Source organism: Paenibacillus sp. FSL F4-0122 (genome assembly GCF_038002845.1).
Taxonomy (GTDB): Bacteria; Bacillota; Bacilli; order Paenibacillales; family Paenibacillaceae; genus Paenibacillus_AQ; species Paenibacillus_AQ odorifer.
Genome location: NZ_JBBODI010000001.1, coordinates 1315005 through 1329437, shown reverse-complemented (window position 1 = coordinate 1329437; position 14433 = coordinate 1315005). Strand labels below are relative to the sequence as shown.

The following is a 14433-nucleotide window of genomic DNA, read 5'->3' as shown; positions in this document are numbered from 1 at the left end:
TTTGTGTAACTAAGCATGTATGGATACAATAGAGACTAGAGATTTTTATTTAGGGAGGGACCTGTGTTAAAGGGAATTGGACATTCTTACGGAGGCTTAAATAATAGAACAGCGTCCTCCTCCTTAATATAGGAAAGGGACGCTGCTGTAGTGGGTTTATAAGGGATCGTCCTTATATAAGAACGCCTACCTCACCATTATTCACGAACTTAATACTTTCGATCTTCACCTCTAGTTGACCTGAAGGAATCGCTAGCTGACAAGTACTGCCGAGCTCAGCCAGCAGCAGCTGCATGCCTATAGGTGACAACATAGAAATCTTGTTATCGTTAGGTTCTGCTTGGTTAGGAAATACGATGGTATAGATATCTGTAGTATTATCGTCCAAGTAACGAAGCTGCAACTGGCTTCCGATAAAGACCTGAGAATTTAAATCTTCACCATTAAACTCAGTTAGTAATTGTTCCAGCTCGGAGCAATAACGGGACAACAGCGTTTCAGCATTGCTTCTATCCTTGCTTCGTACCGGAAAGTATTGATTTAGAAATGCGATTTTTTCCTCATCAAAATAAATAAGCTGCTGAAGCAGCTGTGTCCGTGAGCCTTCATAGATAAGACTATGGTTCATAGTAGATTTCACCCCCTCTAAGTAGCACATTCCTTGTAAACTTGTTATGGTGTGTTGCCATCTTAAAATCCCTCCTATACAAATAGAGGTCCCCCAATGGAGACCTTCTGATCAGTATACCAGCTTCTATTTGTAAATCCAATCCATTTTAAAAGGGGAATTAAAACCTTCTAAATATTGTAATGAAAACCTTTGACTATTACATACTTGGGTGCTATGATAGGCTGATGCATAGGCATTTCGTAGAAAACTGCGAAATGCCTATACTGTATTTTGAAGATATTTTTACATTAATTGTTACCTGGGGAGTGATACGCCATGTACATTTCGTTGAGTTCACATATAGATTCCAGAACTATAAAATAACTACTTAATTTATTAAAGGAGGAGATCAGGATGATTCAAGTTAAAGAGTTTGTAGATGCTGATAATTCTTATGCAGAGAATAAAGCTAATGAGTTCCTGGCAGGACTACGGGAGGAACAGATTGTGAATATCTGTTACGGTTCGGTAGTTAAATCATCACGTGATGGGGCAGAGCACCAAAGAACCACTATACTGGTCGTGTATAAGACAAATGAAAGGCAATAACTGGAACACGTTTTTTTCATGTCTATCCATTGTCTCTACGCTGTGCGTTGTGATTGTCATCATTTATTATGTTTTCAGCTAATTAGTAAAAAGAGGACCTTTCCCATCTACGGGCAAAGGTCCTCTTTAGTTTATAAGTGCATTTACAGTCTTACATTCCGTCTGGTACGGATAGACCCAAACCGGATGCGATACGCTGTCCCAAGTCTGGATCAGCCTTAAAGAAATGTTCAATCTGGCGACGTTTGATATCGTTACTTTCAACAGGAGTCATAGCGCCAACGATGTTTTGAACTAGACGGGTACGTTCTTCTTCAGACATTAGACGGTACAAGTCACCTGGTTGTGTATAGTGATCGTCACTATTGTAGGCGACACTATCCGCATATCCGGAGACTTCGAACGGCGATGTTTTATGCTGCGGTGATTCTTTTGGTCCCCCTAAGCTGTTAGGCTCGTAATAGGCTCCGGAACCGCCATTGTTGCCCAAGGCCATGCCACCATCACGTTGATAGTTCTTCACTTCTACTTTTGGACGGTTGATAGGCAGGCTGTTGTGGTTAGGGCCAACCCGGTGGCGGTGTGCATCACCATACGCGAACAGACGGCCTTGTAGCAATTTATCCGGCGAAGCTTCAATACCAGGAACGAAAGAGCCGGGAGAGAATGTGACTTGTTCTACTTCAGCGAAGTAGTTCTCCGGATTGCGATCCAATACCATACGGCCAACCTCGATTAACGGATAATCTTTTTGTGACCAGACCTTTGTTACATCAAATGGATCAAAACGGTAAGTCTTCGCATCCTCGATCGGCATAATTTGCACGTAGAGCTTCCAAGCAGGGAAATCTCCTTTATCAATAGCATTGAACAAGTCTTCTGTATGATAATCCGGGTTTTCCCCAGCGATTTTGGAAGCAAGGTCTGCATCTAGATTCTTAATGCCTTGTTCTGTTTTGAAATGGTATTTCACCCAGACTGTATTACCCTCGGCATTTACCCACTTGAAGGTATGGCTACCAAACCCATGCATATGTCTCAGCGTAGCTGGAATTCCGCGATCCGACATCAAAATCGTTACCTGATGCAGAGATTCAGGCGATAAAGACCAGAAGTCCCATACAGCATTCGGGTTCTTCAGATGTGTCTGTGGATCACGTTTCTGTGTATGAATAAAGTCCGGGAATTTAATCGCATCACGAACGAAGAATACAGGCGTATTGTTACCTACGAGATCATAGTTTCCTTCTTCAGTATAGAACTTCACGGCAAAACCACGAGGGTCGCGTACGGTATCAGCAGAACCTAATTCACCAGCTACAGTAGAAAAACGAATGAACAACGGTGTACGTTTGCCTACTTCAGACAAAAAGTTAGCTTTTGTGTATTGGGTCAGATCTTTTGTAACTTCAAAATACCCGTGAGCGCCAGCACCTTTAGCATGAACGACACGTTCAGGAACACGTTCTCTGTTAAAGTGGGCTAATTTCTCAAGCAGATGGACATCTTGCAGCAAAGTGGGACCGCGGTCACCGGCTGTCATTGAATTCTGATTGTCGCCTACTGGAGCACCCCAGCTGGTTGTAAGATTATTATTATTGGAGCTCATTAATAGAATCACCTCATGAGATTTGATTTTAGATTTAGTATAAGTTCTATATTAATGTTTTTTAAAGAAATTGCAACACTTTTTAAATAATTGGCACATTACAATATGTGGGAATCGTCATTACATCGTTGGCACATTCAGATATATATGATAGACAAAGTGATTAATTGCTTAGCAGAATTAAAAAAGAAACAGCGCATCCCTACCATCACTGGAGGGGTGCGCTGCATTTTTTGATATAGAAGATATTCGGTTCTTGTACTTAGGCTTTAATGTACATTCTGTTGTAATATTCATCTAGCATTCTTTTGGTGGCAAACTCCGTACGGGTGGTTTCGATACTCTTTTTCATCATTTGCACCCATTGTTTACGATTCTCGTAAAAGGTTGGGAGCACACGTTTCAATAAGGTGTCGTACAGTGCATCACTATCATGCTTATCCAGCACCTCAAAGTCTGTAGTTTCGAAGCCGTCTCCAATCTGCCAGCCATTCTCACCATCGATGCAGGCTTCCGGCCACCAGCCATCCAGAATAGAACAGTTCAATACACCGTTCATAGCTGCTTTCATCCCGGAGGTGCCGCTGGCTTCCAATGGTCTACGTGGATTGTTGAGCCAAATATCGGCACCGCGCGTCAGCTGGGCGCCAATCGTCATATCGTAATTCTCGAGGAACACCACACTCTTTGGATACTTTTTCATCATCGCTACTAGGTTGCTGACGATTTTTTTACCGTTATCATCGAGTGGGTGCGCTTTGCCGGAAAATACAATTTGTATCTTTCCAGACTCCAGATAAGGTTCGATAATTTCTGGCTGCGAGAAGATCAGGTCGCTTCGTTTATATGGAGCTGCTCTGCGTGAGAAGCCAATGAGTAGATTGTCAGCATTTAGGCTAATGCCGGAACGTTCTTTGATGAACTGGATCAGTTCTCCCTTGATCTCTTTATGCACTGCCCATAAGTCGCCATCTTGTTCGTAGGCTTGCGTCATTCTTTCATCTACCCAGGTAGGAGTATGGATGGCATTAGTAATGCCTATAATTTCTGATCTTCCGGCTACTTCCTTCCACATTTTATTAGCCGTATCGGCGTGTAGCTGGGCAACTGCGTTGGAGATACGTGACAGCCTTAGACCTGCAACCGTCATATTAAATGGCTCGCCGCCGATCCGCTCCATCTGGTCACGGGTTAAGCCGTTGAACGCACTCATATACTCAAGTCGGTCGAGAGGATGGGTTTCGTTGCCTTCTTTGATTGGTGTGTGGGTAGTGAATACTACTTCTTCGCGAGTCGCTTTCCAAGCTTCTTCGAAGGTATGGCCTCCGGACATTTTTTCACGGATTAGCTCGATAGCCGCTAGAGCCGCATGACCCTCATTGAAGTGATAGACATCAATAGGGATTTGCAGCGCACGCATAGCCTTGACTCCACCAATCCCAAGCACGATCTCTTGTGCGATCCGTTCTTCGCCGAACCAGCCATACAATTGGCCTGTGATCCAGGCATCATTATTCTCGGGGATATCCGTATCCAGTAAATACAATGTGCTGTTGCCAAAATAATCAGTTTTCCATACTTTGCATACCACATCGGTTTTTCGGACTTTAACAGTTACCTTAACCCCTGTATCTTCAAGAAACTCATAAACATAATTGTGATAGGAGTCGTACGGATTGCCGTTTGCATCAATCTTTTGGTCCGTGTAACCTTGTTTCCACTTCAGCCCAATAGGGATGATAGGGGCGTTGATATCTTTTGCACCCTTAATGTAGTCTCCGGCAAGAATGCCCAGACCTCCGGCATACATTTTGAAATCGGAATGCAGCCCGTACTCCATACTAAAATAAGCGACTGACGGTAATTTTTGTTCGTTCACTTGATAAGCCTCCTAATCACGGATTAGATTAAATTGCAGTGAAGCTGCGGGCATTATCTTAGGTGCAAACGTTTGCTCAAAATAGTGCAGGCAATCATTGTGGAAGCGATTGCACCACTATTCTAGCACACTCGATGAATAAAAGCATAACGTCAATTTGGTGAAAACAACCATTTTGAATCCAATTGAGCGGAATTGATTGATAAAGTGGACAGAAGCCCCTAAGATAAAGAGATTGAAGAAATAATTAATGGTGGTGTCTAAGTTGGATATAGTTGTGATTGGAAGCTTGAATATGGACATGGTGGTACGTACAAAACGGTCACCGGATGCTGGAGAAACCCTAATTGGACAAGCCTTTGCTCTATCTCCTGGCGGAAAAGGGGCAAATCAGGCCGTTGCCGCAGCACGTCTGAATGCAGAGGTTAGTATGATCGGAAGAGTTGGAAAAGATACCTTTGGTAGCGAAATGCTGGAGATTATCAGGAATGAAGGCATTCATATAGAGCATATTTCTGTAAGTGAACATCAGGCAACAGGAGTCGCTTCGATCGTTATTGAAGAAGATGGAGAAAATCGGATTATCGTGGTACCTGGAGCGAATATTGAGCTTACGGTAGAGGATATTCAGGCATTGGAGGCTGTGATTAGCCAGGCTAAGATCATTGTGCTGCAGCTTGAAATGGATCTGGCGATGAGTGAGCAGGCGATTGCGATTGCCCATCGTAAGAGGATTCCGGTGATCCTTAATCCTGCACCAGCTAGAGTGCTAAAGGATGAGATGCTGGCTCAGGTATCTTACCTGACACCTAATGAGACAGAAGCCGGGATTTTGTCCGGAATGACTGTGGATAGCGCAGAGACTGCTGAGCAGGCAGCCCGTATTTTGCTGCAAAAAGGAGTACAGAACGTTATCGTAACCTTGGGCTCAAAAGGCGCTCTGATTGTGAATGCTGAAGGAGCCAAGGCTGTTCCAGGCTTCCCGGTAAAGGCGGTAGATACAGTTGCTGCCGGAGACTCATTTAATGGCGCATTAGCCCAGCAGTTAGTCTTAGGAAAGACCTTGGAGGAAGCCGTGAGCTTCGCTAATGCTGTAGGTGCATTGGCTGTAGGGAAAGAAGGGGCGATCCCTTCATTGCCGCAGTTGTCCGAGGTCGAGCAGTTTCTAAATCGTAAATCGCTGTAGAATAGACAGTACAGGATACTCAAGATCTATACTAGATGAGATAGGATAAGGAGCTTAAATAATGAGCAGAACAGTAACCGTTAAAAATGTGATCATCGGCGAAGGAATCCCTAAGATATGTGTTCCGCTAATTGGAGCGACCTTGTCTGAGCTGAAGCAGGAAGCTGAAGCGCTGAAAGTACTGCAACCTGATTTGGTGGAGTGGCGGACGGATTTTTTTGCTGAAGTGGAAGACGTTGCTTCTGTTAAGAACGCACTAAGCGAAATCTGTTCTGTGATTCCAGATCTGCCGCTGATTTTTACTTTTCGGAGTGCAAAAGAAGGCGGAGAGAAGCAAGTCAGCACGGAATATTACACAGCACTGAATAAAGCTGCTGCCGAGAGCGGTCTAGTAGATATAATAGATGTTGAATTATTTAATGATGAGCAGGATGTAAAGCTATTGGTCGAAGCTGCTCATACTCATAATGTATCTGTCATTATTTCAAATCATGATTTTCAGGGAACACCTCCTAAAGAGGAGATCATCTCGCGGTTATGCAAGGCGCAGGAGCTTGGCGGGGATTTGCCCAAAATTGCCGTTATGCCCCGAGATGCAGGCGATGTGCTAACTTTGCTGGAAGCTACACACATCATGAAGGAAAAATATGCAGACCGCCCAATTATAACGATGTCTATGGCGGGAGCCGGGGTGATCAGCCGTTTAGCTGGTGAAATTTTCGGTTCAGCGCTTACCTTCGGAGCTGCAGATAAACCTTCTGCACCTGGACAGGTAGCTGTGGTTGAGCTTCGGAATACATTGTCACTGCTGCACCGCAGTCTGTGATTTCTGCTGTTGATATTGCCGCAAAAAAAGGCGTCCGGAATATCCGGATGCCTTTTTCTATTTTAAAGTATTGTTGGTGCGCTTACGCATTTTTTCCCGTATATACATGTACGGCATCTCTTAGAAACGCAGCGAGTCCAGGGTGGCGCTTGTCATAGTATTCGGTAAAACGTTCATCATCAACATACAATTGTGCAACACCAGCATGAGCTTCTTTGGAATAGGAATTCCAGTAGAAGGAGAGCCACTCACGGTGTAGGTCAGCACTTTTTTGCGCCAATATACTGGCAGGATCTCCATGCTCCATCGCTTGCAAGAGCGTTTCGAACATCTCTTCCTCAAGCTGTTGTATAGCTGCATATTGTTCTTCTGTCATCCCTTTAAGCTTTTGGTTGGATTGATTAATGGTGTCATCTCCGTATTTCTCCCTTATTTCTTGGCCATATTTCTTTTCGTTATCATCTACCAGCTTTTGCTTAAAGCCTTCGAATTTTTCAGTATCACTCATGGTAATTCTCCCTTCTTTTTGAGCCAGCGTCTTTTCGACGTTAGCGATTAATAGATCTAATTGCTGTCTTTTTTCCAGTAGCTTGTCATGATGCTCCCGCAGCGCTTTGGCTCCGTCGAATGAGAGCTCTGTCATAATAGCCTTGATACGTTCCAGACTTAAGCCAAGCTCCCGATAAAACAAAATTTGCTGTAGTAGATCTACTTCGGTACGGCCATAGATACGATACCCTGAAGAGTTGATTCTCGCCGGCTTAAGAATGCCAAACTCATCGTAGTAGCGCAGGGTCCGTGTGCTGATTCCAGCTAACTCTGCGAGCTTCTGCACTGTGTATTCCGTAGTATCACCTCCTACAATTCAAATGTACACCTTTACGTAACGTGAAGGTCAAATGGTTTTTTTAGCATATCCAAAACAGCGGCAGCTACCCTCTGAATGATCATGGGGAAGTCTGCCGCTGCTATGAATAAGTCTATAATGTTGAGCTTTGCTGCTGCCTGAATTTATTTATGGCCCATTTGTGCTGTGAAATAATTGTGCAATTCCTCCAGCTTGCGAGGGTCCGCAAGGGTTGCTTTGTCTGAGAAGTAGTGTTCAACGACAAGGTCCCAGGTAGGTACAATTTTTTGTGAGGTCATTGCCTTAATGGCTACCTTAACTGTTTTGCGTTCTTTGGCATTGGAGAAGGTATCTACGTAATGCTGTGAACGTTCAAAATCCAGATCCTTAAACACGGCGCGGAAGATCTCTGACGTCATCCGTGCATCATCCAGCGCCCGGTGTGCAGATCCAGTAGGCTCAAGCTCAAACAATGCCATCGCGCTTTCCACGCTGACATCATTGCTAAGACCACGCGCACGTAGAACTCCTTTGAGCAAATCGAAATACGTAGCGGACATCCAGTAGGATTCGTCCATCTTGTGCATGCGCACATCCTGAATGATTCGCTTCATATCTTCGCCACCCCAGGTAAGCAGCAGAACTCCATCTGTACTTAGATCAAGCCACTCTCTAAAAGCAGTGATAACTTTGGGGAAGCGGGCGGCAATGTCGATTTCCTCTTGAGGGATACCGGTTTTTTTCTTAATAAAGGAATTCAGGGTGGAGAAATATATAGGTTTGATCAAGGAAGAAAATTCATCCTTATACTGCAGTGAAGAGTCTAACCGGACGGCTCCAATCTCAATGACCTCCATAGGGTGCTCGCTGGCAAACTTACGGCCGTTGAATTCGATGTCCAGAATAATATAATCCACAGGTACTTGCCTCCGTTTCCATGACTGACGCTGTAGTGCTTAATACGTCGACTTCTCTATTTTAACAAAAAAAGTGATGTAATGGGGAATATGGAGACAAGCTAATATTTGCACAAAAAAATGAACCAGCACAACATCTGCGCACTGGTTCATTTAATCAGTATTTAAATTTAATCCTATAAAAGATTAATATCCTGAATCGGCAGCAGGTTCAGGCATATGAATCGGCTGTTCATTTATAACAGATCCGTCATCAAGACGAAGCCAGGTATTGAAGTCTTGGGTGCCTTTGACCAGTTCTATGACGCGTGCTCCCCGCATAAAGCCTTCTTTTCCATAAGTATTGTAGCCGGTAGCACGGCCATAAGAAAGACGTATGCCATACAGGTTGCCGCTAAAATCGTTGATATGGTCATGTCCACAGAAGGTGCCAAGCACATCACCCATTTCCAGCAAAGCCGAGAATAAGCCCGAGTTCACCTCAGGTGAGCATACACGCTCAAACTTATGCCCATGACAGACCTGTGTAGACCAGACATCCCGATATTCAGGAATTGGGATATGGAAGAAAGCCAAGGCAGGCAGCCTGTTCTCAGCAGTTTTCGGATTCACCCGCGCAGATTCAGCCGTCAGCCAGTTGATCTGATTCCGCCCAACCCAATTGTAGCCCGGGATATCCTCATACTCGGAATAGCCGCCAGAGTCTAGAAAATACAAAATAGCGGCCGCGTGGTCTTCCTGATCTTTAATTTCAAGAGTGTAATTGCCCGAGCCTTCCAGCTCTTCTGGACCGGCTTCGGTCAGGCAGTGGGGATGTTCCAGGGCAATTTGCATCAGTTCACTCTTTGAAATCAGAGTTTCTGTGTCATGGTTGCCAAATACAAAGGTCCAAGGGATGCCGGATCTCTCCACGGCAGCGACAGCCTCACGAAATGCTTGTGCGGGGTGCTCGCATGCCTTGTTTCCCGGTGATACAGGACCAGTGTAAATAAGATCTCCCGTGAAAACCACAAGATCAGGTTGTTCCGCATCCAGAATGCGTTCCATCAGTGCCTGGGTAAGCTGATCCTCAGCTCTTCCATCCATCCAGTGCAGATCTGTAAATTGTACGATTTTAAAAGTGCCATCTTGCTGAAATGATAAACTGTGTCTCATTAGAATAATCTCCCTTACTATCGAATATTGAATAGCAAGCTGTGGAGGCGCCAACCCCTCATTGCGCCAAGAGGGCAATAAGGGCTGACGTCGTTAGAAGCATAGCTATACGCAGGTCAACCGATCCAGATCCGCTGAGTGCAATGATCTCCAGAGTTTCTACCGATCATAATATCATATTCCCCAGGCTCGAAGACCAACTGATCGTCTTTTCCGTAGAACATTAACATTTCTCTGGTGATTTCGAAGGAAACCACCTGTTTCTCATGCGGTGCGAGTGTAATCTGCTGGAAGCCTTTCAGTTCCTTGACCGGGCGCACGACACTTGCGCTGACGTCGTGGATGTAGAGCTGAATGGTTTCCTTGCCGGCGATGTCCGAAGTATTCTCTACTTCAATGGAGGTAACCACCCGATCCGCAGCTTCAACATTGAAGCTGTTGTAAGCAAACTTGGAATAGCTCAGGCCATAACCAAAACAGAACAGCGGGTCATTCGGGCAGTCCAGATAACGGGTCACGTAACGCACATTAGGATACTTAGGATCATAAGGTCGTCCCGTTTGATAAGCGTTGTAATAGACAGGAATTTGCCCAACCGAGTAGGGGAAGCTCATCGATAAACGTCCGGAAGGATTATAGTCTCCGAACAGCACATCGGCCAATGAATTTCCTGACTCTGTACCCAGAAACCAAGCCTGCAGCAGAGCGTCGCTGGCATCAAGAACGGGTTTCAGCTCCAGTGGTCTGCCGCTGAATACAATGGTGACGATCTTTTTGCCGGTATCCTTCAGACGCCAGATCAGCTTCTCCTGATTGGCCGATAGGCGGAGATTGGCTTTACTTCCGCCTTCCCCGGTATCCTGCTGATTCTCACCGACAGCGGCGAGAATTACATCACAATCCTTCAGCTGCTGGTAGGCGTCCTCGATTTCATCCTCCACATCAAAAACACCCTCAAGCATGCTTCCCAGCTCACCAGTCATGGCCGTAAGTATATCTTCGGCAGATGTTTTTTGCAAAATGCCGGTGTAGAGTGATACAGCCGGATCTTTTTCTGTCCCGGCCCAACCGCCCAGCACATGAATGGAGGTGGCGAAAGGACCAGCCAGACCAATCTTCATGCCACGTTTAAGGGGCAGAGCTTCATTGTCGTTTTTGAGCAGCACAACTGAGCTAGCTCCAAGCTCCCGTGCGGCCTGCAGATGCTCAGCGCTAGGTTTCGGAGCCTCATCCACCAGCGGATCTGCATCCTTGAATGGATTATCGAACAGGCCGAGCGCATCCTTGAGCTCCAGCACCCGGATGACGGCTTCATCGATCAAGGCGATGTCAAGCTTGCCTTCCTCGACCAGAGCAGCGCCGTGGTTTAGATAGTGAGTGGACATCATCTCAATATCCAGCCCAGCAGCCAGACTTTTCTCCGCTGCCTCACTGCCATCTATCGCGGCGCCATGGGGAATCAGCTCATTAACGGAATTGAAATCGGCGATGGTAACGCCGTTGAAGCCCCATTCTTCCCGTAAAATCCCGCGAAGAAGCTCGGAATTACCACTTGCCGGGATACGGTCAATGGTATTAAATGCGGCCATAACCATGGCCACTCCAGCATCTACGGCAGCCTTATAGGCTGGCAGGTAGAACTCACGCAATACGCCGGAAGACATATCCACTGTGTTGTATTCCCGTCCGCCTTCGGGAGCACCGTAACCAGCGAAATGCTTCACACAGGCAGCGATGCGTCCTTTTTCTTTTAGGTCTTTGCCCTGATAACCCCGCACCATACTTTCGGTGACACGGGCATTCAGATAGGGATCCTCACCAGATGTCTCCATGACGCGTCCCCAGCGCGGGTCGCGTACGAGATCAGTCATGGGCGAGAAGGTAACGTGAATACCGGCAGCCGCACTTTCCTTGGCGGCGATTTCGGCAAACCTTTCACAGGCTTCAAGGTCAAAGCTGCTGCCCATGGCCAGCGGAATCGGGAGGATGGTCCGGTAGCCGTGAATGACATCCGCCATGAAGAGCAGAGGAATCTTTTGTCTGCTGGTTTGCAAATGTCGGGTCTGCTGCTCGATAACATTCCTAGCTCCAATACCGTTCAGAACACTTCCGATGTTCTTCATTACCTGCGGCTTAATGTTCAGTTCCTTAAATGGTCCGGTTAAATCCACGGTATCGTCCAAACCCCAATAGTGAGGACCTAGCTGGGTTAATTGGGCCAGCTTTTCGTCCAGGGTCATATCGTTCACAAGATCTTGGATAAACGTTTTAGTCATGGTTAACTCCTTCCTCGTGAGCGCATCGAAAGTTAGTTTGTTAAATAGATGTGTAGTTCCCCGCCGGGCAGCGTAAGCATGATTTTTATTTGCAAAGCTTACGTTATATAGGCGATAAGGATGGGAGTGAACCGTTAACTCTCCTGGCACGCAGCTCCGAGATGCGGAATGGGCCTGAGCTATAATCAGGTTCAATTGTTGTGAAAATCATAGCATTTCTCTCTTCGGATACAGGGATGAGGCATGAATTAAATCAGAAGAGGATTGCATCATTAAGATGTTACATATGGAGACTGACATGTCTATGAAAGAAAAGTATAAAAACGTTTCCACAAACGATACACCTCGATATTAGTCTGAACACCAAAAAAAGTCAATCGCCTTTGGAAAAACAGCTAATTTATATTTTTTTACGTGAAAAATGTAACTTTAGTACTTGTAATTCAAAAATAAAATGAATTGACAGCGCATACATTTTGGGAGTATGCTTCTCACACAGAGAGTTTTACAGAAACACTGGAAACGTTTCTACAACGCTCGATACACTTTTTTATGAAGGTTGGGCAAACTGTTTTTATTCTGGCTGCTGGACAAGAAAGGAAGGTAATTTATGCATGTGACTGAATGCATCTTTCAAATTGGAGGTGGGCACTTTGGCGAGACTGAAGCTTGTGGGTGGAAACATTGTTCGGGAAGTCATTAAGAACAAAGTTCTTTTTCTAATGTTGCTGCCTGTAATCGTATATTTCGTTATCTTTCACTATGCTGTAATGCCTGGAGCTTACGTCGCATTTGTAGATTACAAGCTCAATAAGGGGATTTTTGGAAGTAACTTTATCGGCCTTAAGAACTTTGAGTTTCTGGTTCAAAATGGGGATCTATGGAATATTACCAAAAATACGCTGCTCTATAATATCGTCTTTCTAGCTCTAGGTAATATCATTCAAATAGTATTTGCCATTATGTTGTCTGAGATCTCAGGCAAGTGGTTCAAAAAAATATCACAATCCGTTATCCTGTTACCGAATTTCATCTCCATGGTTATCGTCGGTGTGTTTGCCTACAATATATTCAATTTCAATTCCGGGTTTATCAATACGATGTTAACTGGAATGGGGCTAGACCGTTACGAGTTCTATTCCGATCCGGGCATCTGGAAATATATTATTGTGGCTTTCAAGATCTGGGCGGGTACCGGATATGGAATGATTGTTTATCTGGCAACGATCACAGGAATTAATCATGATCTGTACGAGGCTGCTTATATGGATGGAGCGACTACCTGGCAGCGAATCCGTTATATGACCTTGCCGATTCTGAAGCCAACCTTTATTCTGCTTCTACTGTTCGGTATGGGTGGAATTCTCAAGGGATCCTTTGACCTTTTCTATAATCTGATCGGTACGAACTCCGTACTGTATCCGCAGACAGATATCATCGATACCTATGTCTTCCGTTCACTGGTGGGACAATTCAACTTCTCTATGGGTGCCGCAGTGGGCTTCTACCAATCCTTATTCGGCCTGATTCTGGTGCTTGTGGTTAACTTTATTGTACGTAAGGTAGAACCGGACAGCGCTTTGTTCTAAGACTAGACACGAAACAGGGGTGATAAATATGGAAAATACGACCATCAAACAGGATTCCGGAAGCATTCTCATAAAAGCAGTCAGTTATATCTGTATCGCAATCTTTGCGCTATTCTGTTTATTCCCCTTCGCGTTGATGATCTCCTCATCGTTCATGAACGAGCAGGAAATTGTTCGTGAAGGTTATAAGCTGCTGCCGAAGGCATTTTCCTTTAAAGCTTACGAGATGCTATTCAACAACTCTACTCAGCTGGTGAATGCTTATCAGGTAACTATCTTCATTACCGTAGTGGGTACGGTACTCGGACTGTTTATGATGTCGATGGCCGGATTCGTGCTCAACCGTAAGGATTTCAAGTATCGCAACTTCTTTTCCTTCTTGATTTACTTTACAACACTATTCAGTGGCGGCTTGATTCCGACATACATCCTGATGGTGAAGCACCTGCATATGAAGGACAGCTTATTCGCTATGATTCTGCCAGGTGTAGTTGGCGCATGGTCCATCTTCCTGATGCGTAATTTCATGAAGGCGATTCCGGATTCCTTATATGAATCCGCTACCATTGACGGTGCTGGCGACTTTCGCATCTATTGGCGGATATTTATTCCGCTGGCGGTTCCATCATTGGCTACCATCGGGCTTTTCTCAGCACTAGGCTTCTGGAATGAGTGGTATAACGGGATGTTGTATATTGACAGTCCGACGAAATATCCGCTCCAATACTTTTTGCAGCGAATGGTCAATCAGACGAACTTAGGAGCGCTAATCAACTCGGGAGCGGTCATCAATACTGCTGATCTTCCGACGCAATCCATCAAGATGGCTACAGCTGTGCTGGCCACTGGACCGATTATTCTCCTGTATCCATTTGTACAGCGTTATTTCGTAACAGGCCTCACCATCGGGGCTGTAAAGGGTTAATGGAC

The 14433-nt window shown here is 45.2% G+C and carries 12 protein-coding genes; 5 read left to right on the top strand and 7 right to left on the bottom strand.

Annotated elements, in window-relative coordinates:
• Positions 1–172 precede the first annotated feature (172 nt).
• Entirely contained in the window at positions 173–628 is a 456-nt protein-coding gene (locus tag MHH49_RS05625; protein ID WP_036686880.1) for a GreA/GreB family elongation factor, read from the bottom strand.
• 396 nt (positions 629–1024) lie between these two features.
• On the opposite strand from MHH49_RS05625, the gene MHH49_RS05620 reads away from it, so the two are divergent.
• A complete protein-coding gene (locus MHH49_RS05620) occupies positions 1025–1219 on the top strand; it encodes a sporulation protein Cse60 (protein WP_036686883.1) in 195 nt (64 codons plus the stop codon).
• Positions 1220–1370: 151 nt separating this feature from the next.
• On the opposite strand, the gene katA is transcribed toward MHH49_RS05620, so the two are convergent.
• Complete coding sequence (gene katA, locus MHH49_RS05615) at positions 1371–2828, bottom strand: catalase KatA (protein ID WP_036686886.1); 1458 nt, start codon at positions 2826–2828, stop codon at positions 1371–1373.
• A 262-nt stretch (positions 2829–3090) separates the two neighbouring features.
• Positions 3091–4707, bottom strand: a complete 1617-nt coding sequence (gene glgP, locus MHH49_RS05610; RefSeq protein ID WP_036686887.1) for an alpha-glucan family phosphorylase — start codon at positions 4705–4707, stop codon at positions 3091–3093.
• A gap of 256 nt (positions 4708–4963) precedes the next feature.
• Between glgP and rbsK the strand changes: the two genes are divergently transcribed.
• Together rbsK and aroD are read left to right on the top strand one after the other, a co-directional pair.
• Positions 4964–5893: a ribokinase gene (gene rbsK, locus MHH49_RS05605; protein WP_212592227.1), complete on the top strand. Its 930-nt coding sequence runs from the start codon at positions 4964–4966 to the stop codon at positions 5891–5893.
• Positions 5894–5954: 61 nt separating this feature from the next.
• On the top strand, positions 5955–6719 hold the full coding sequence (aroD, locus tag MHH49_RS05600; RefSeq protein WP_036686891.1) for a type I 3-dehydroquinate dehydratase: 765 nt from the start codon (positions 5955–5957) through the stop codon (positions 6717–6719).
• 82 nt (positions 6720–6801) lie between these two features.
• Here aroD and MHH49_RS05595 read toward each other — a convergent pair whose 3' ends face one another.
• The 4 genes from MHH49_RS05595 to bglX form a co-directional block, all read right to left on the bottom strand.
• Complete coding sequence (locus MHH49_RS05595) at positions 6802–7554, bottom strand: MerR family transcriptional regulator (protein ID WP_249267788.1); 753 nt, start codon at positions 7552–7554, stop codon at positions 6802–6804.
• Between the two features lie 176 nt (positions 7555–7730).
• Positions 7731–8483 carry a 3'-5' exonuclease gene (locus tag MHH49_RS05590; protein WP_036686897.1) on the bottom strand — a complete coding sequence of 251 codons (753 nt, stop codon included), beginning with the start codon at positions 8481–8483 and terminating at the stop codon, positions 7731–7733.
• A 186-nt stretch (positions 8484–8669) separates the two neighbouring features.
• The gene (locus MHH49_RS05585; RefSeq protein WP_076100568.1) at positions 8670–9638 is read right to left on the bottom strand and encodes a metallophosphoesterase family protein; all 969 of its coding nucleotides are present in this window, start codon (positions 9636–9638) and stop codon (positions 8670–8672) included.
• 116 nt (positions 9639–9754) lie between these two features.
• Positions 9755–11914, bottom strand: a complete 2160-nt coding sequence (bglX, locus tag MHH49_RS05580; RefSeq protein ID WP_076100566.1) for a beta-glucosidase BglX — start codon at positions 11912–11914, stop codon at positions 9755–9757.
• A gap of 644 nt (positions 11915–12558) precedes the next feature.
• On the opposite strand from bglX, the gene MHH49_RS05575 reads away from it, so the two are divergent.
• Together MHH49_RS05575 and MHH49_RS05570 are read left to right on the top strand one after the other, a co-directional pair.
• A complete protein-coding gene (locus tag MHH49_RS05575) occupies positions 12559–13503 on the top strand; it encodes an ABC transporter permease (protein ID WP_305953532.1) in 945 nt (314 codons plus the stop codon).
• 28 nt (positions 13504–13531) lie between these two features.
• Complete coding sequence (locus MHH49_RS05570; RefSeq protein WP_036686906.1) at positions 13532–14428, top strand: carbohydrate ABC transporter permease; 897 nt, start codon at positions 13532–13534, stop codon at positions 14426–14428.
• The last annotated feature ends 5 nt before the right edge of the window (positions 14429–14433 follow it).